Below are 19,562 nucleotides of genomic sequence, written 5' to 3'. Positions count from 1 at the left end.
TTGTGTAAATGGTCAAATAGTCCATAATAGCGCCAATTTTTTTGACTCGATGAGAGAAGATAACTGGCATGGCTGTACTCGATATTCTAACTATTCCCGATGAGCGCCTTAAACGTAAAGCGCAACCTGTAAAAGATATTGAAGCTGTTCAGGGATTTATCGATGATTTAATCGAAACCATGTATCACACGGACGATGGTATAGGTTTAGCGGCAACTCAAGTCGGCAGTACAGATGCCATTATCGTGATCGATTTATCTGACGGTCGCGACCAGCCTTTAGTGCTGATTAACCCTGAGATTGTTGAAAAGTCAGGTGAGTTCGTCGGTGAAGAAGGTTGTCTGTCTATCCCCGGTTATCGCGCTAAAGTGTCACGTTTTGAAAAGGTTAAAGTGACAGCCTTAGACAGAACTGGCAAGGCTATCGAAATCGAGACTGATGAGTTTTTAGCCATAGTGTTGCAGCACGAAATCGACCATTTGCATGGCAAAGTATTTATCGAACATTTATCCATGCTAAAACAACAAATCGCCCTTAAAAAAGTGCGTAAATACGCTTAACTTTTGACTTAAGTTGTATTTTAGAGAGTGGTTGTACCTATTGACTAGCCGCATTTATAGTGCGGCTTTTTTGTATTTAAAATCTAATCAAGGAAGATTAATACTGTGATATGTGAACATAACAGCTTGTTTTTACTCTGATGAATGGATAAGGTAACCCAAAATCTGCATTATACCAATCGTATTAAATATCTGTTCATTCAGCGGGAGTTCAACGCGCTTTAGACAAGGCGAAGGCATGAAGGCATAGTGGTGCTCTGTCGAAAGCCTTAAACGCAGTATAAAGGGCGTTGAAACCCGCCCTTCGGGAGCCACACAGGCATCCCACTCCGGTGTTGCATTGACTTAAAAGGGAATGACCATTTCTGCGTCCATGCGCCTTGGATTGAGATGTCTGTGAGGCTCTGAACTGATTAGATATTTAATGTGATTGGTATTATTGTAGGTTCAGTTTTCATCATTAACAGCAAGTGTATGGATACGGTAGGGAAACAAATGAAACTTAAGGTAATAGCCTGTGGTATAGCCTCATTCGCAATGCTTTCACTGGGTGGTTGTAGTGCATTTTTTAACGGTAATACTACTGAGAAAAATGCGGTATCAAGTAGCTTAGTTGAATATTTATACCCTGATGAGAAGAGTCGCCAAGCCCAGCAGCCATCCTTACCTGTGCTGCGTTTGCCTATTACCGTCGGCATCGCTTTCTTGCCTTCGTCCCATTGGCAAGCCGATGCAATTGATAGCCGAACTCAGATGGCATTACTTGATAAGGTTAAAAAATCCTTTGTTAAATATGACTATATCGATCGTATCGAAGTGATCCCAAGTACCTATCTTAAAAATGGTAAAGGTTTTGAAACCTTGCAGCAGGTTTCTCGCCTGCATGATGTTGATGTGATGGCATTGGTTTCTTACGATCAATTGATGCAAAGCCACGAGAACAAGTCCGCCATCCTTTATTGGACTATCGTGGGCATGTATTTAATCCCCGGTAATGAAAATGCGATTCAAACCTTTGTTGATACAGCCGTTTTCGATATGCGTAGCCAGAAGATGTTATTTAGGGCGCCAGGTATTAATCAGTTAACTGAGAGTTCAACCGCTGTTGGCGTGACGACAACCCTAAGAGAGAAATCTTACGAGGGTTTTGATCTTGCGGTGAACGACATGATAGTCAATTTAGATGACGAGCTTGCCCGTTTTAAAACTCGGGTTAAGGAAGAGCACGTCGCCACCATAGAACATAAACAAGGTTACAGCGGCGGTGGCAGCTTATCTTTATTAATACTTTCACTATTGGGAATTTTGTCACTCGGCCGTTTTACCATCTGCCGAGAATAGTTGAACTCATTTATCAGGGGTGAGGTGAACGAAAAGGAGTTTCATCTTTTGGCCATTCCTATTTCGGGCTTTGTATTAAGTTCTTATCACTCCTTTACCCTATGTTAAATGGGCTGATTGAAACATTAAGGACTTAAATATAATGACAGACATTATTGATAGAATTGTTTATGAAATCGAGGATGTTGAAGAGGCGGTAAACCTTGTAAAAACTATCTCGTCAGCACATGAATTGTATGCCTTATTGGACCATTATAATTGGGATGATGGTAATGAGATTCCTATTGCAATTGCGGATCATCCATTATGCGAGTTAGCCATTGCCATAAAGCTATTTTGGCTTGCTGAAGCGATGGATTGGTTAGAAATGAATGAGCTAAATGAATTAATTCCAACAAATGAGGTAATAGAACCTTATCAACAGGAACATTATGATTTCGCGGTCATGCTGACTAAGCGAATTTTAAGCGGTTATTATCAGGTGAAAACAGTTTCTCATACTGAAAAAATAACAAAGACGGCGCAATATTTTCTTAAGAAGCGTGGGGTGCCTGAGATTTTGTATCAACCTATTGTGGTATGAGTGTAGAGGTATACGAAGTTGTATTAGCCTCACCATTTATTTTGTAGCTTCTGTCCGTAAACATTTCTATAAACCCCAAATCATATCCTTACAAAATAGGGCAGTGCGATCAGGGCGATGCCGATAGCGATAAGTAACGCGAGATTGGTGACAAAATAGGGATAAATCATCAGGGTGAGGCCAACGACTAAAGGGATGGGTGCAACTTGGCGTTTGCCATAGGTGAAAAAGCCAAGACCAAAGAGACTAAAGACTAAACTCCATAGTAATAATGCTGGATTATCAAACATCTTGAGTTCCTAAATGGTTAGCCTAGGTAGGCTTTGACCTTATCACAGCGCCAAATTAGTCAATCGATTACTTAAACTATTGGTTAAACGGCTGCGTCGTTTTATTGAGTCTAATGCTGACCATCCCTTAGCGTAATTAAGCTTTATTCATCTTATTGCTGTGATGTTGCCTTATTTCACTCGTGCTATAGCTCATATAACTCTAAGGGTAAGCCGTCGGGATCGCTAAAGAAGGTGAATTTTCTGCCTGTGTATTCGTCAATGCGGACGGGTTCAACGGTAATGTGATGGCTATGAAGATGTTCGATGACGGTTTCAATCGATGTTACGCGAAAGGCGAGATGCCTAAGTCCACAGGCTTCGGGATAGCTTGGTCGTTTGGGTGGATTATCGAATGAAAATAACTCAATTTGACTCTTATCGGCCAGTTGTAAATCAAGTTTATAGGACTTACGTGCCTCACGGAAATGCTCTGCAAGCACGGTAAGGCCAAGAATGTTTACATAAAAGTGTTTGGACTTTTGATAGTCGCTGCAAATAATCGCTGCATGGTGAATGCCGAGTAACATTGCTTTCCTTTGTGATTTTTAAAGGGTGATCAAATAAGATAGAAAGGTTTGAGAGTATAACGGTTAAAAAAAGATAGCGTCACAGTTTAGCGTGACGCTATCGGTCGATTTCACTTTTTAGCTCACCTAGGCCTTTTGCTCGTTTAATCTTCCAGCTCGAATATGGCTGAAGACAGCGGTGCAAGTTGCATCTGAACTTGTCCTTCACCTTGTTTGACAACCAACTGCGCTTTATTGTCTTCCAGCAAATCCTTAAGTGGATAGGTCCCATCCGTTAACTGCCATTGGTCGATAAGTGGCTTTGGTAGCTTAAGGGATAATGGCTTTGCTTGAGTTTGATTAAAGTTATTCACAATAATCAGTTTTTGGTCCTTTTTATTGGTCGTATTTTCCTCAAAGCGCACAAAGGCAAAAGTGCTGTCATCATAACCCGTTGCACTGCCATGAGTATCCATTGTGGCGGTTTGTGCGCTGCGGTTGGCGGCATCGAGCGAGTAATATTCTCCTAAGAGCGCAGGTACATTTTTACCTGTGCTTAGGTTCAGTAATTTTTGATAATAAGCCCGCAAAGTGGCTTCCTTTACGGTTGATTGTCCACCATCAAACTTGCCATTGTTCATCCAGCGCTGATGGGCAGGGACGCCAACATAGTCAAAAATACTGGTGCGTGATGCATGACCAAATCCTGGGTTGTCGATGGCGGCTTCTCCCACTTCTTGGCCAAAATACACTAACGTCGGTGAAGTGCCTATCGTTGCCGACACTACCATAGCGGGTAGGGCATAGTGTGGATTCACGGCTTGGGTTGCCGTGGGCTTATTTGTGTGTAGCGATGCTAAAAATGCCGCATTACCAATACGTTGCTCGTCGTGGTTTTCTAAAAAGTGCAGCATGTGAGATTCAATATCCTGCACTTTTTCCTGATCTGCCGCGATATTAGCTGTGCTGGTTTTACCCGCCATCACGGCTTTTAGGGTGTCGTAAAGGTCAACCTTATCGTACAGATAATCCATTTTGCCAAGTTGGATATAATCTCGGTACAACTTAGGGTTATAGACCTCGGCCAAGATAAAGGCATCGGGATTTGTGTGTTTTATCTGGCTGTTGAGATAGCTCCAAAACTCCACTGGTACCATTTCTGCCATATCATAGCGAAAGCCATCGACCCCTTTCGCTAGCCAATACTGGGCAATCTGATTGAATTTAATCCAAGAGCTTGGGAGCTCGGCTAAGTGTTGTTGCCAAAAAGCGTAATGCTGCGCCTGCGTTAAAGTGGCGAAATTGGCTGGCAGGCGAGGGAAGTCATAGGTGCCATCGGGGCGTACGCCGTAATTGATTTTAACGGTCTCGTACCAATCATTGGCATCGGGCTTGGCTAAGCGTGAGCCATTACCAGTCCATTTTGCGGGAAATTCGTTGAATTTGCCGTCACTTAAGGGGCGAGCTTCTCCGCCCAATGGTTTAAGCCCTGCGGGTAAGCTTGGCACTTCAAAGGCATGCGCTTTTCCCTTTGCCCCCTCCGAGCCATTATAAACATCAACTTTATCAACAACGTAATAGAAGTTGTTGTTTTTGGCGTACTCCAGACTGGTATCATCACCTTCGCCAAAATCGCGCACGCCTTGGGGTTTACTAACGGATTGATAATGGCGCGCCACATGGTTTGGCACGATATCGATAATCACCTTTAAGCCGTGGTGATGGGTACGGGCAATGAGCGCTTCGAACTCGGCTAAACGGTTGGCGGGATTGACCGCCAGATCTGGGTTGACGTTGTAGTAATCTTTGACTGCGTAGGGTGAGCCCGCGCGTCCTTTGACCACATCGGGATCATCAGCACTCACGCCAATCGCGCTGTAATCACCAATCAATGCATGGTGGGGAACGCCCGTGTACCACACATGGGTAACGCCTAGGTCCTTGATACTATTGAGTGCAATATCATTGATATCATTAAACTTGCCGACGCCATTGTCGGCAATCGTGCCCCAAGGTTTGTTGGTTGGATTTTTATTGCCATAAAGGCGAGTAAAGATTTGATACACCACAGGTTTAAGCGTCATAACCTCACTCTCAGACTTTGGTAGTAACTCATTATCAAGCGTCTGCGTTGATGTATTTGCATTGATCGAGAAGCTAAAAAGCGAGGCAGTTAATAAAGAGGCACTGAATAGAGCGTTTAAACATAAGCTGAGTGATGACTGTCGGCGCTGCGGGGCTTTCGCTGCTTGGGTTATAAGTAAAGCCACTATGGGAAATTTCGCCGCTTGGGGGTACTGAATAACTCTGGAATAGATAGGTGATAAAAAGCTCAAGACTGAATTCCTTTTAGGGTTGAGTTTTTGATTGGGTGAGTTGTTTGAGCCTGAGTTAAATCGCTAGCTGAGTAACTCATATGATTAGAGGTTTGACGGCTAGGTAAGCCAGTATTTAGCTGCGGTCTGGCTTTAAGCTCAAGGATAGTGACACCTGCGTGGGGCAATGCTAGCGCTTGATTGAGTGAAACTGTGTTGCCACTGATGATATCTGTAGCGGCGCGGTTATCGCCAAGTACACTGGCAAAGCGGTTTACATCTAGCGTGACTGCTTTGTCATTTTTATTGTAAATCACCATGACTTTATCGGCTAAGGGCTGAGTACAGGCATTGTGTTGGGTTTGAGAATCGTGTTGAGTTAGTGACTTAAGCTCTTTAGCATTTAGGTCAGCTGATAATGGGTCATTCAATAAGCAGCGAAATTGCACATAGATGCCATCCTGCGGCACAAAGTGCAGTAGTTCGCCCGATTGCAGCGCAAGGGATTGTTTACGGTAATTCAGTAGGGTACGGATAAATTGCTGCGCTTGTCGTTGAGGTTCACTCAGTCCTTGGCCGGTAAAGGCGTTAGTGGCATTGTTGGCAAACCCGCCGGGAAAATCACTGCGTACAACGCCATCGTGACGGCCCTCGGTTGGGCTTGTCATCAACACTTCTGTACCGTAGAACAGCTGCGGAATGCGTTTGGCGGTCAGCACATAGGTGAGGGCCATCTTGTATAAGTCTATATTTTCTTTCACTAAACTGAAGATACGATTGGTGTCGTGATTGCCTTCAAATAGCACTAGCTTACTAGGTTCTGCATACACAACATCGTTGGCTAACATCTCGTAAAGCTTGATAAAACCCGTATCCCAGCTTTCTGGCTCATTAAGGCTGGCAATCAATTTTTCATATAGCGGGAAGTCCATCAAACTGGGTAAATCTGAGGTATAGCCATCGGCATTGATTTTGCCCTTTTGCCAATAGGACACTGTGATGGGGTTTGCGGTCCATTCTTCGCCAACAATATTAAAATTTGGGTACTCAGCCATTACGGCCTTAGACCATTTAGCGAGAAACCCTTTGTCGGCGTAGGAGTAAGTATCTTCACGTATCCCCGAAAGTCCTGCGTACTCGACCCACCAAATACTGTTTTGGATAAGATAGGTTGCCAGTTTTGGATTGCTTTGATTTAGATCTGGCATAGTGTCGGTAAACCAGCCGTCGACAAAATCAATATGATCTTGCGCTGCCGCGTAGGGATCTTGCACTGTCGTGCGCCTATGGCTGGTGAAACGGGGGCTGGTAACGCTGGATTTAATAGCGCTGGATTTAGCATCGGCAGACTGAGTCAAATTAGGCTTGGATTCTTGATTCTTTAGCTGCGTTTTTGTGGCATCGTTCAGCCAGTCATGGCTGGGTAAATCGTTGAGCCACCAATGGTTAGAGCCGATATGATTCACCACAACATCTTTAATCACCCCTAGGCCAAGCTTATTAGCCTTAGCGACTAAGGCTTTATAATCCTTGTTGCTGCCAAAGCGGGGATCGACGCGGTATAAATTGGTAATTGAGTAACCGTGGTATGAATACTGGGCTTGATTATTCTCAAGCAATGGATTGATCCATAACTGAGTCACGCCAAGTTTTGCCAGATAATCTAAGTGCTGGCTGATCCCTGCTATATCGCCGCCATGGCGAGCATCGGGATAATAGGGGTTGCTGGAATTGCTAGGAGAGTTAGCCGCGACTTGCTCTAGCATATCGGCCTGATTGTCATTGCTCGTGTCGCCATTGGCGAATCTATCTGGGGTGATAAGGTAAATCACATCCTTATTGCTAAATCCTTGGCGTTCACGGCTGCCCTCAGCACGCGCTTGCAACGTATAGGGCAGGCGATAAAGAGGCGTGTTGGTTTTTGAAGCGTTGGTTTTTGAAGCCAAGTCAGTGCTGGAAATCACCAGCTCAAAGGTTTGCGGCGCAGCTTGGCTCAGATCTAAATTGATAAACAGATAGTGAGGGTTATCAGTGTGCTCAAGGCTTTTAAGTGTGATGCCTTTTCCTTGTATATCAACCTTAATCTGCTGCGGTAAGCTTGGAAGTTCGCGGCTATACAGCATCAGCTGTAACTCAGGGTTCTGCATCCCCGCCCACCAAAACGCGGGTTCAAGCTTAACGTCCGTCGATATATCTTGCTTAAAGGTGTTTGCATAGGCCGTATTAGATGAAGAGCAAACCAAACATAAATAAAGCACTATCATTAGGTTTTGACGGATCATAATGTAAGCCTTTTAAAGATAAATAAGTAAAACGTGCTGGCATGATGAATGTTAGAAATACTGAAATCTGCATAAGCAAAAGCCTGCTTCTTAATTGAAGCAGGCTTTATTTGGGGTAGTTTATAAAGAGTAACTTAACCCTAGGAAGTACTGTCTACCGAAGTATTGGATTGTTCCTGTTTGATGTTCTTCACCAAAATAGGTTTTGTTCGGTTCATCAGTTAAGTTATTAATTTGGAATAAGAACTTAAGTCCATTCTCCAGTGCGTATGAAGCTTGATAATCCACAATCGTTTCGGCATCGAAGAAGGCGAGTTGTGATTCAACTGCCACTTGTTCTGAAACATAGCTACTACGATATCTCATGCTTACGCGAGTATCGAAACCATCCAGAGTATAGAACAAGGTGGTGTTGAGTACGCTTTCTGATAAACCTGGTAATGGAATGGTTAAGTTTGAACCACTTAAATCTGTGGTAAATTCCACTTCACTGTCTGAATACGAGTAGCTGCCAGTGAAGCCAAGACCGCTGAGTGGCGAGGGCAAGAAATCAAATATTTGGGTATAACCTAACTCAACACCACGAATGTAGCCGCCATTGTCGTTGTTGATTGCAGTTTGATATTGACCCAAATTTTTATTAACAGGATAAGTGACGCCATTATCAACTACTGTATCTGGGACAATAAAACCTTCAGATTCAAAATCAAATTCAGTGATAGTGAAATCGTTGATGAAAGACTTGATGTCTTTATAGAACAGAGCTATCACCACGGCGCCTTCACTGTCTTCGAAATAATGCTCGTAAGACAGATCGAATTGATCGGCATAGAAAGGATCAAGCAAAGGGCTGGTGTTACCCCAGGCATTGTATGTCTTATAGCCTTTGTTTTCGTCGGAATACCAGTTGCCTCGTCCTGACTTCAGCTTATTGATCGGTGGACGAGCCATCACAGAGGCTGCGGCGAAACGCAGTTGATCATTTGACGTCAAGTGGAAGTTGAGGTTGAGTGATGGTAAGTAGTCTGTGTAGGTCTGACCGATTTCATTGCGGATATAGTCAGTGCTGATAACACCCTTTTCGTCCGCGATAGGCTCGCCCAAACCGAAGCCGATTTGTTGCAGACCTGTGCTGTTCTGATCCGTGTGAACCACTCGCAGCCCTAGGTTACCTGTTACTTTGACATCACCCAGATCAAACTCTAGATTGCCCTGTACATATCCTGCCAGTATATCTTCATTAACGGCACCGCTTTGGATCATGGTCCAGTTATCCGACCAGTTAGCCGTCGGATTAAATGGGCCTTGACCCGTCGCTGCCAATTGATTGTTGACCAGCTCCACAGCCTTGTCGAAATCGATCGATAGGAAGCTGGGGTAGCCTGAAAGTTCACCACCGAAATTGACTATATTTGTCATGTCATCATTTAACACCAACACTGGTTGATTGGCGGGGTTAGTGTCAAATTCGAAGCCGTAGCCTGCTTGAGAGCGCTGGGCGTTGAATTCACGTTCTGAGTAGCGCAGACCAAAATCAACTGAAGTTAAGAAACCAGAATCTAACACATAGTTAAAGTCTAACTTGTAGGCGACAAGATCGTTTTGTTGATCGTATGGCCACATACCCACTTCTTTTAAACCCAAAGTCGCCGTATCTGTATAGTCGTGTGAAAAACTGACATCCGCAGGATTCAATCCATGTAGTCTATAGGTGATTGATTCTGCTGAGCGTACTTCATTACCTATATCATCATATAAAACGGCACGAGTGCCGCCGTTGACGAACTCACCATCGGCTTTTGAATAGCTCACATCACCTGCGACAGTTAATGCGCCGCCATTATTCCACTCAATATTGACTGAGCCTGATGTCAGTTCTGAATATTTTGAGTCGTTATCATTGATAACAAAAACGGCAAAGTTATCAGTACCATCAGTTGATACCGTTCCGCCGGTCATAGAACCATTTTCGACAACCGCATCACTAATAGTACCGTTTTTTAATGACTTAACGCGAAAGCCTCGGGCAAAGTTTTCGGAAGTGAATTTTGAATGGAATAAATCACTTTTTACACTGAGATTGTCTGTTGGTTGCCAATGGATAGCAGCCATATAACCATCACGTGTATCATCACCGCCTTTTTGCTGTAACTCAAAACCTTCACTGATTGATTCGGCAGCACCGTCGCCATTGACATCTTTTTTATCGTCGTTGAAACGTAAACCAATGAATTGACTGGCAACATAAGGTTGGTACAAATGGGCATAGCCTAGCGCCACACCGAGTGTATCTTCAAGGAATTTGCCTTGATAGGCAAAGCTAAGACGGTTGCCATATTGATCGGCATCGGAAATCTCATCCGCTCTGTCATTAAAACTGCCGCGAGCATTGATATTAAATGATTGGTCTTTGTCGCTTTTTAAGGGATCTGCGGTTTTTAATTCTACCGTACCGGCGACGCCACCTTCAATCAGCGAGGCTTTTGGTGTTTTATAGACGGCGGCTTGACTAATTAATTCGGATGGATATTGGTCAAACTCAATCGCGCGTTTACCGCCCGTTGTCACTTGTTCGTGTCCATTAAGTGTTGCAAAGACGAAATCACCATCAAGACCTCGAATATTGAGGCCGCTTGCTTGTCCACCAGTGCGCACTGCGGTCACGCCTGGTAAGCGAGTCAGTGCATCAGCGATTGACTGATCGGGAAGGGCGCCAAGATCATCTGCTGAAATCGATTCAGAGACGGTATCTCCAAAGCGTTTATCATTTAGTGATTTGATGACACTGGTTCTAAAGCCTTTAACTTCAATAACCTCAATAGCAGCTTCTTTTGCTTTTGCTTCCTTATCTGTGGTCACTTCATCTGCCGCATAGGAGTGCATACTGGCACCTGCGGCGATGAGCGCTAAGGTTAGCAAACTGGGTTTAAATCGCATCATATCTCTCTTCCCCTTGGAGTCGCTTTATCGCTTTGTAGAGCGTTTTATCGTTATCACCGCGTTATGTTTGCGGCCTTTTTTTGGTATATGGGCGCTTAATTGACTGCATAAGTGCTGCGTTTATGACCAAATTGTTATGCAACGGTGAAGATACTACTCCCGAGTTTCTTAGCTGAACAACAGAGTGCATACGTATTCAATACCTAGCAGAGTTAAGAATAGACTGTGATAGAGGGTGAACTCAGGGAATAAAATGATTTTATTTTGTAATCAAGTGACTGTTACTAAAAAGTAAATTTCATTGTGATGCCATGTGACTATTGGCTGCATCTTCTGCATACGTATGCAGGTGTATTGAACCTTATTTCCCTCTTCACGTATGCTCGGTAACACAAAATAAGCCGCGATGACTTTACTCTGCAGTAACAAAACGATAACTGTTTGCTTGAGTGTGTTAGGGAAAGTTCGCTGTAGAATAATGATAAAGGGGCAACAATGAGTGAGTTAACGTGGTGGCGTGGTGCAGTGATTTACCAAATTTATCCGCGTAGCCTTTTAGATACCAATGGTGACGGCGTCGGGGATTTACGCGGCATTATCATAAAGCTGGATTACATTGCGAGTCTCAATGTCGATGCCATCTGGATTTCACCTTTCTTTAAATCTCCTATGGCAGATTTTGGCTACGACATCAGTGATTACCGCGAAGTTGACCCTCTTTTTGGCACTATGCATGATTTCGATGAATTGATTGAAAAAGCCCACGGTTTAGGTATTAAGGTCATTATTGATCAAGTATTAAGTCATACCTCGGACCAACATGCGTGGTTTATTGAGAGCCGCGAGAACCGTTCGAATCCCAAGGCGGATTGGTATGTGTGGGCCGATCCTAAGGAAGACGGTACAGCGCCTAACAACTGGCTCGCGATTTTTGGCGGTTGTGCTTGGGAGTGGGAACCGCGCAGACAGCAATACTATTTACATAACTTCCTGCGTAGTCAGCCCGATATTAATTTCCATCATCCCGAAGTGCGCCAAGCTGTGCTGGATAACGTTGAATTTTGGCTTAAAAAGGGGGTAGATGGCTTCCGCTTAGATGCCATTACCTTCTGTTATCACGATGAACTGCTCAGGGATAATCCGGCAAAGCCTAAGGATAAACGTCAGGGCCGTGGTTTCAGTGAAGATAACCCTTACGCTTATCAATACCATTACTACAATAATGACCGTCCGCAAACCATCGCTTTTATTGAAGATTTACGAAAGCTCATCAATCGCTATCCAGGAGCGGTGACCTTAGGCGAAGTCTCTGCCGAAGATTCTTTGGCTGTAATGGCTGCCTACACTAAGGGCGAAGATCGCCTGCATATGGCATACAGTTTTGAGCTGCTTACTGATGATTACAGCGCAAGTTATATTCGCCAAACCGTAGAGGCTTTGGAAGCGAGCATAGGTGATGGCTGGCCATGTTGGGCTATCGGCAATCATGATGTGCAGCGTGTAGCTAGTCGTTGGGGGCAAGGTAAGCTGAATTCAGACATGGTCAAAATGCTCAATGCCATGCTAAGTTCGCTGCGCGGCAGTATATGTAGTTATCAAGGTGAAGAACTCGGTCTAACCGAGGCGCCAATTGAATACCATGAGCTGCAAGATCCCTTTGGCAAAACATTTTGGCCTATGTTTAAGGGGCGTGATGGTTGCCGTACGCCAATGCCGTGGCAGCAAGGCGCTGACTTTAGTGGCTTTAGTGATGTTTCTCCTTGGCTGCCAATTCCACCTGCGCACCAAGCGTTAGCTGTGGATGTACAAGAATCTGATGCTGATTCTATGCTCAATGGTTATCGACGTTTTCTGGCTTGGCGTAAGTTACACCCAGTGTTAGTTGAAGGTGATATTAAATTTGTTGATACAAAGGAGCCCATTTTGGCCTTTGTTCGCACCTTAGGCGATATAAAAGTGCTCGTGGGATTTAATTTAGGTGATACCGAGGTCGAGTTTGATTTCTCTGCATTTGAAATCAGTGAGTCGCTGACGGGACACGGCCTTAAAACCGCACAAATAGAACACAATCAGCTGAAGTTTTCGGCATTTACCAGTTTTTATGCAGTGTTAAAGTGAAAATGATTCATTTTTATTCGGTTGAAGTGTTATAGATACGGGATCCCAAGCCCACAGTTTGATATAAACCCGCCCACGGGCACCATGGGGAATGTAACCTTAATTAGTTCCTGATAATAAAAACATACAGAGAGAATAACTATGGCGTCATCAATTAATACTGGTAGCTACACGAGCAGCACTGGCGAAAATGGGTCGGGCAGTTATCGTTTTGCCTTGATCTCATTGACTTCACTGTTTTTTATGTGGGGTTTTATCACCTGCTTGAACGATATTCTGATCCCGCATCTTAAAGCGGTGTTTTCACTGAATTATACTCAAGCCATGTTGATCCAGTTTTGTTTCTTCGGTGCTTATTTTCTAGTCTCAATCCCTGCGGGTAACTTAGTGAAAAAGCTGGGTTATCAAAAGGGAATCGTTACTGGTCTCGTGATTGCAAGTATTGGTTGTGCGCTGTTTTATCCCGCGGCGGCCCTCGCTACTTACAACTTGTTCCTCGGTGCATTATTTGTTTTGGCATCAGGCATCACAATCCTGCAAGTGGCAGCCAATCCTTATGTCAATGCCTTAGGCAGTCGCGAAACTGCGTCGAGTCGTTTGAACTTAACGCAAGCGTTTAACGCCTTAGGCACAACGGTTGCACCGTTTTTTGGTGCTATGTTAATTCTTTCTGTTGCCAGTTCAGTATCAGGCGATTTAGCCCAAGCGAGCGCTGAAGCAGAAGTGGTTAAACTGCCATACCTGTTACTTTCTGGCGCCTTGGCAATTTTAGCGCTGATTTTTGCGAAGTTAGATTTACCTGTGATCCGTGAGCATGATGAAAGTGTTCAAGGTGAAGTTCAGACCCATCTAGGTAAAACCAGTGCCTTACAAAGCAAGCACTTAGTGCTCGGTGCTGTGGGTATTTTCGTATATGTCGGCGCAGAAGTGTCTATCGGTAGCTTTTTAGTTAGCTTCTTAGGCGAAAGCCATATAGCGGGTATGCCAGAAGCTGAAGCCGCCCATTACATCGCCTATTATTGGGGCGGCGCTATGGTGGGACGTTTCATTGGCTCTGTGGTGATGCAAAAAGTACCAGCGGGCTCAGTGCTTGCATTTAATGCTTTTATGGCGGCACTACTTGTGGTTGCAGCGATGACAACCAGTGGCAGCATTGCCATGTGGGCAATCCTTGGGGTGGGGTTATTTAACTCGATTATGTTCCCAACGATCTTCAGCTTAGCGCTTCGGGATTTAGGTCCACACACTTCACAGGGCAGTGGCATTTTGTGTTTGGCGATTGTGGGCGGCGCGATTTTGCCTTTATTCCAAGGCATGTTAGCGGATAATCTTGGCGTTCAGCTCGCCTTTATTCTGCCCGTGATTTGTTATGGTTTTATCCTGTTCTACGGGACTAAAGGCTCAAAAATGTAATGGGTTAAACAGACTGTGGCAAAAAAGCGATCTTAGGATCGCTTTTTTTATGGCTTTAACCTTAACTCGGTGCCAGCGCGCTTGCGTATTAGGGCCTGACCTCCTATGATCCTCCGGTTTTATCATTCATGGTGACCTTTTAAATGTTGAATTCTCCGCTTTCTGCCAGCTCGAACGAATTAGTGATCAGTATCTTAACTATGGTGCTGAGCCAAGGAAAACCCTTAGATCGGGCCTATTCTCAGCATTTTTCTGGGTTGCAATTGGTACCCGCCGAGCAGGCGCGTATCGCATTAACGACGGGTGATATCCTACGTCGTTTAAATTTATATTGTTATCTGGCGGAAATTAGTCCAGATGAGATGGAGCGTTTTGGCTCTAAATTGCTTAATGCCTGGCATTTATTTCATGGGCTTGAACTGCCTAAAATGCAATATTCGCTGCAAGTTGATGAGGTGCGTTTAGCTGAGCGTATCGAGCAAGCGAAAACTAAGCCTGTGTTGTGGGACGGTTGCCCTGAGTGGCTCGATGTTATGGGCCGTGAGCAACTAGGTGAGTCTTGGGAAAAAGAGCGCGCCGCGTTAAGTACAGCGCCGAAACGTTTTTTACGCGCTAATAGCCTTAAGGTGACTCGTGATGAACTGGCCGCTAAGCTTGCCGCTGAGTTTGTGAGCACGCTCTGTGTTGATGGGGTTGATTCCGCCCTTGAAGTGACCTCCGATTCTGCCTTGTTCCGTACACAAAGCTTTAAAGATGGCTTATTCGAGCAGCAGGATGCGGGCTCTCAGCGCGTAGCTGCGGCGCTTGATGCCAAGCCAGGCATGAAAGTGATTGATGCTTGCGCGGGTGCGGGCGGTAAAACCTTACACATAGCTGCGCAAATGCAGGGTAAAGGACGCTTGTTGGCCATGGATGTGGAGCAATGGAAACTCGACAAACTCAAAGAGCGTGCCCGTCGTAATGGGGCACACAATGTCGAAACCCGTGTTATCGCCAGCAGTAAAACCATTAAACGCTTAAAGCTCAGTGCCGATAGAGTATTGCTTGATGTGCCTTGCTCTGGTTTGGGTGTATTAAAGCGTAATCCCGATGCAAAATGGCGTGATACCGTAGAGCGTTTACCCGTGTTAATGGAACTGCAAAAACACATTTTGAACAGTTACAGCCGCATGGTCAAAGTCGGTGGCATAGTCGTTTATGCGACTTGTTCTATCTTCCCTTGCGAGAACCGCGGTCAAGTGGATGCGTTTTTAGCCGAGAACCCCAACTTTCGCCTGATTGAGGATGAAAGTATCAGCCCAGCCGATAGCGGCTTTGATGGCTTTTACCTTGCCAAACTTGAACGTATTCAAGAATAAAGCATTGCTTTTTAGACTAAAGTAAACCTTTTACCGCGCAGGTAAAGGGTTTACTTAATTAACATTAGTGCCTAGAATTTCTTATAAGTTATAAATATTTAACATTGTTAATCAGTATTTATATTGCAACTTTGCTCTTAAGGAAATTATGGCGTACGGCGTTAACCTTCCAGATCTGCTCGATCATGCAGACGTTAAACTCGCCCACAATGTCAGCATAGCTTGTTATAGCAGTATTCTTTCTATGCTGCTCAATGGCGCACCGCTACATGAAATTTTGCACGCCTTAGTCTTAAAAATCGAAGCTCAAAAAGTAGGAACCAGAGGGTCTGTGTTACTGCTCAGTGCTGACGGTAAACGTCTGTTATTAGGTGCCGCCCCCAATTTACCCGACAGTTACAATCAAGCCATTAATGGTGTCGAAATTGGCCCCAACGTGGGTTCTTGTGGCACGGCTGCCTATTATGCGCAGCGTGTCATCGTTGAAGATATCGCTCAACATCCTTACTGGGTTAATTATAAAGAACTGCCATTACGTGCAGGTCTTAAATCTTGCTGGTCAGAACCTATCAAAGATACTCATGGTAAAGTGCTAGGCACATTTGCCTTGTATTATGATACGATAAAGTCCCCAACAGAGCAGGATTTAGAACTCATTTCTGAGGCGGCAAGACTGGCGAGTTTAGCCATTGAACGCAGTCGTGCAATGGAATTTCAGTATTTAGCTGTGAAAATTTTTGACCGGTTACCCCTTGCTCTGGTTATTTCCAATTCTGACGATGCAGTTCTCTATGCTAATCCCGCTTTCAGACATATAGTTATTCCTCAAGATACTGATATCGCTAACTTTCATCCTAAGATTTTTTTAGCATCATCCCAATGTAATGACTTAGTGGGGTTATTTGAGCATTTAGCTCAGGACAGAATGTGGCAGGGTGAGTTGGTGGGTCTTAGGGGAAATGGTGAGGAGTTTTATCTTGACCTTATCGTCACGACCTTCCGAGAGTCCAATGGTCAGCAACCCTGTTTTGCATGGCTATTTTCAGACATTAGTGAACGTAAGAAAGCGGCGCAGCTGATTAAGTATCAGGCCAATAATGACTCTCTTACCGGACTTGCTAACCGCAATGCGTTATTCAAGCAGATCCAAGCGTTAATTACCTCCGATAGTTTGACACCCGGCTTTAGTTTTATGTTGATGGATTTAGATAACTTTAAGCAAGTTAACGACACCCATGGCCATGACAAAGGTGATGCACTGTTAGTGCAAGTGGTTAAACAGATCAGCGAGTGTGTCGATGACACTATGGTGTTTGCACGCTTAGGAGGGGATGAGTTTGCCTTGCTATTACCTGGGGTTGTTAACCAGAAAGAATTGGCACAAATTGCAGATACAATTAACAAAAATGTGGCAAAACATTATGTGCTAGCCGATGGAAAAGGCGTTTATAGCTCGGTAAGTATAGGGATTGCACGTTTTCCTGAAGATGCCCTCGATCTTGAACAGTTGTTAAATTGTGCCGATCAGGCCATGTATATTTCTAAGGCAAATGGTCGCAATCGATATCATTTTTTTACTGAACAAATGCAGCTAAATGCCGAGCGTGTTGCTAGCCTTCATAATCAGCTTAAGCAGGCATTAGATCAGCATACCTTCGAGCTTTATTACCAACCTATAGTCAATGCGACCACTGGCCTGATTGTCCGTGCTGAAGTGCTGCTGCGCTGGCAGCATGAGGGAACGTTTATTCCACCCGATGAATTTATTCCTATCGCTGAGAACAGTGGTTTAATCGTTGATATTGGTCGAGATGTTCGCCTTGGTGCTATGCAGACTATTTTAGAGATGCAGGAGCGAAATTGGCCCATTAATTTATCGGTGAATGTCTCGACTTTTGAGTTTTGGTCCCATGAACTACAAGATGCCTTTGTGGAATCCTTTGCTGCGATTATCGAGCAACTTGAGGTGACAGATTTCCCTTATGATAGATTAACCCTTGAGATCACTGAATCTTTGCTGATGAAGCAGCATACGTATCTTATTGATGTGCTTAATGGTTTGCGGGTTAAGGGGATTAAAATTTCTTTGGATGACTTTGGCACTGGCTATTCGTCCTTATCCTATTTGGCTAATTTCCCGATCGATCAAATTAAAATCGATAAGAGCTTTATCGACAGATTAGATGAAGGCAAACGTCACGAAGCGTTGGTGGAGGCCATAGTGCGTTTAAGCCATGCGTTAGATTTAACTGTGACGGCAGAAGGGGTAGAAACTGAGTCACAGCTAAAATTTGTAATGGCGAATCATATTCAAGAAATTCAAGGCTATTTATTTTATAAGCCTATGCCCAAAGCTGCATTCTTTGCCCTGTTGGCAAAGCAAGCTGAGCTACATAAGGGTTTTGACGTTTAACCTTGATGTTTGACCTAGATGTGAGGGCGGCTTAATCAGTGACAGTCTGATTTTAATATTGGGTTTAGATGTAAGGTAATAATTCAAGTTTTAGATATAACACATTGAAACATAATAAATAAAAAGAGCGCCGAGGCGCTCTTTTTATTACTGAAAACAGGTGCTGCACTGAGTCTCTGCGTTCACATTGAGTCAGGTGGCGAGCGCTAAGATTTAGCGGTTATCTGGCTGTTAATCACTAGACTCAAGTATTCAGTAAAATCATGACCGTGATTTTGCAGCATTTTGGGGAACATAGAAATCGGCGTAGAACCTGGGAAGGTATTGATTTCATTTAGTAAAATCTCATTGTCCGCGGTTAAGAAAAAGTCGATGCGCGACAGGTGACGCAATTTCATACCTTTAAATGCCTTGATTGCATAGGCGCGGATTTGTTCACTGATCTCAGCTGACACATTCTGTGCCACCACATCGGTGCGTGCTTTACTATTTTTGGCGTATTTCTCATCGAAGGTGTAGAAGGTGTTGGTATCACAGATGATTTCACCTGGTACTGTCGCCACCACTTCACCGTTGTACTCGTATACTGCGACTTCTAACTCACGGGCTTTAATGGTTTTTTCAACGATAACATAGGGCGCATAGCCGAAAGCATCTTTAAGCACGCCAGCGACTTTATCGCTGTCATCGACTTTATAACAACCAACTGAGGAACCCTGTGAGGCCGCTTTGACAAAGATGGATCCCCATAGTGCTAATGCGGCTTGGGTTTGCTCTATTGCTGCATCATCGAATTGGTTTAGGAAAATATACGGGGTATTCGGAATACCTAAGGCCGAGAACCACATTTTAGCGGTGATCTTATTAAAGCAGTTACTGCTCGCTTCGGATTCACAGCCGAAATAGGGCAGTTGGATCAGGTTAAAATAGGATTGAATGTCACCTGTTTCGCCGGGATAGCCATGAATGCAGGGAATGACGTAATCGACCGGCCATGGGGCTTTGCTCTCATCGCGGAAGCGAATTTCACGGCTATTGGTCAGTTCACAATCATCACCCGCAGCGGTGCGGTATTGACCAAATTTATCCAGTTCGACTCGCAATACACAAAACTGCTCGGATTTTGCCAGTGAGGTTTCAAAATAATTGGCCGACATGAGTGAAATATCGTGTTCGGCACTTCCGCCGCCGCACAGCAAAAGCAGGTTGATCTTAGACATTGTGAGTGATTCCTCAAAGTGAGCAAAATCGGATGACATCGGCCTGTGGCAATACGAATATCATCCTATAGTACAGCCGCTGTCATCTTAGTTTTCTTGCCCCTATGAGTGCAAGGTTTTGCTGACTGATGGCTATTAAGTGGTGAATTTTAACGCATTACATCGCATTGCAAATATGGGG

Annotated in this window: 14 protein-coding genes; 7 read left to right on the top strand and 7 right to left on the bottom strand. The window is 44.3% G+C overall.

The genetic code is table 11. The features are described from left to right. Positions 1-68 precede the first annotated feature (68 nt). Positions 69-560 (top strand): peptide deformylase, encoded by a 492-nt coding sequence (gene def / locus RA178_RS12160; RefSeq protein ID WP_011789520.1) that lies wholly within the window; start codon positions 69-71, stop codon positions 558-560. A 132-nt stretch (positions 561-692) separates the two neighbouring features. Here def and RA178_RS12155 read toward each other — a convergent pair whose 3' ends face one another. Beyond that, positions 693-875, bottom strand: coding sequence for a hypothetical protein (locus RA178_RS12155; protein ID WP_263182246.1), 183 nt, complete (start codon positions 873-875; stop codon positions 693-695). A gap of 180 nt (positions 876-1,055) precedes the next feature. Here RA178_RS12155 and rhlP point away from each other — a divergent pair, with 180 nt between their 5' ends. Further along, a complete protein-coding gene (rhlP, locus tag RA178_RS12150; RefSeq protein ID WP_306682011.1) occupies positions 1,056-1,901 on the top strand; it encodes a rhombotarget lipoprotein in 846 nt (281 codons plus the stop codon). A gap of 142 nt (positions 1,902-2,043) precedes the next feature. Beyond that, complete coding sequence (locus RA178_RS12145) at positions 2,044-2,484, top strand: DUF4274 domain-containing protein (RefSeq protein ID WP_263166302.1); 441 nt, start codon at positions 2,044-2,046, stop codon at positions 2,482-2,484. Positions 2,485-2,564: 80 nt separating this feature from the next. Here RA178_RS12145 and RA178_RS12140 read toward each other — a convergent pair whose 3' ends face one another. From RA178_RS12140 to RA178_RS12120, 5 genes are all read right to left on the bottom strand, one after another. Beyond that, positions 2,565-2,774, bottom strand: coding sequence for a hypothetical protein (locus RA178_RS12140; RefSeq protein WP_263236327.1), 210 nt, complete (start codon positions 2,772-2,774; stop codon positions 2,565-2,567). 185 nt (positions 2,775-2,959) lie between these two features. Then, on the bottom strand, positions 2,960-3,343 hold the full coding sequence (gloA2, locus tag RA178_RS12135) for an SMU1112c/YaeR family gloxylase I-like metalloprotein (protein ID WP_219254801.1): 384 nt from the start codon (positions 3,341-3,343) through the stop codon (positions 2,960-2,962). Between the two features lie 143 nt (positions 3,344-3,486). Further along, the gene (locus RA178_RS12130; RefSeq protein ID WP_306682010.1) at positions 3,487-5,658 is read right to left on the bottom strand and encodes an alpha-amylase family protein; all 2,172 of its coding nucleotides are present in this window, start codon (positions 5,656-5,658) and stop codon (positions 3,487-3,489) included. Beyond that, a complete protein-coding gene (locus RA178_RS12125) occupies positions 5,655-7,919 on the bottom strand; it encodes a glycoside hydrolase family 13 protein (RefSeq protein WP_263222532.1) in 2,265 nt (754 codons plus the stop codon). Before RA178_RS12125 ends, RA178_RS12130 begins: the two co-directional genes overlap by 4 nt. A 120-nt stretch (positions 7,920-8,039) precedes the next feature. Then, positions 8,040-10,859, bottom strand: coding sequence for a TonB-dependent receptor (locus tag RA178_RS12120; RefSeq protein ID WP_306682009.1), 2,820 nt, complete (start codon positions 10,857-10,859; stop codon positions 8,040-8,042). 495 nt (positions 10,860-11,354) lie between these two features. Here RA178_RS12120 and RA178_RS12115 point away from each other — a divergent pair, with 495 nt between their 5' ends. The 4 genes from RA178_RS12115 to RA178_RS12100 all read left to right on the top strand — a co-directional run bounded on the left by RA178_RS12115 (position 11,355) and on the right by RA178_RS12100 (position 18,161). Further along, entirely contained in the window at positions 11,355-12,977 is a 1,623-nt protein-coding gene (locus tag RA178_RS12115) for an alpha-glucosidase family protein (protein ID WP_306682008.1), read from the top strand. A 141-nt stretch (positions 12,978-13,118) separates the two neighbouring features. Continuing rightward, on the top strand, positions 13,119-14,390 hold the full coding sequence (locus tag RA178_RS12110) for a sugar MFS transporter (RefSeq protein ID WP_306682007.1): 1,272 nt from the start codon (positions 13,119-13,121) through the stop codon (positions 14,388-14,390). Positions 14,391-14,533: 143 nt separating this feature from the next. Further along, entirely contained in the window at positions 14,534-15,748 is a 1,215-nt protein-coding gene (locus RA178_RS12105; protein ID WP_306682006.1) for an RsmB/NOP family class I SAM-dependent RNA methyltransferase, read from the top strand. 148 nt (positions 15,749-15,896) lie between these two features. Then, positions 15,897-18,161: a sensor domain-containing phosphodiesterase gene (locus RA178_RS12100; protein ID WP_306682005.1), complete on the top strand. Its 2,265-nt coding sequence runs from the start codon at positions 15,897-15,899 to the stop codon at positions 18,159-18,161. Positions 18,162-18,367: 206 nt separating this feature from the next. Here RA178_RS12100 and RA178_RS12095 read toward each other — a convergent pair whose 3' ends face one another. Further along, complete coding sequence (locus RA178_RS12095; protein WP_212600571.1) at positions 18,368-19,381, bottom strand: D-alanine--D-alanine ligase; 1,014 nt, start codon at positions 19,379-19,381, stop codon at positions 18,368-18,370. Positions 19,382-19,562 lie beyond the last annotated feature (181 nt).

The sequence above is a fragment of the Shewanella oncorhynchi genome (assembly GCF_030848765.1).
GTDB classification, from domain to species: Bacteria; Pseudomonadota; Gammaproteobacteria; order Enterobacterales; family Shewanellaceae; genus Shewanella; species Shewanella oncorhynchi.
The sequence above is the reverse complement of the archived record's forward strand: the minus strand, read 5'-3'. Positions and strand labels throughout refer to the sequence as shown.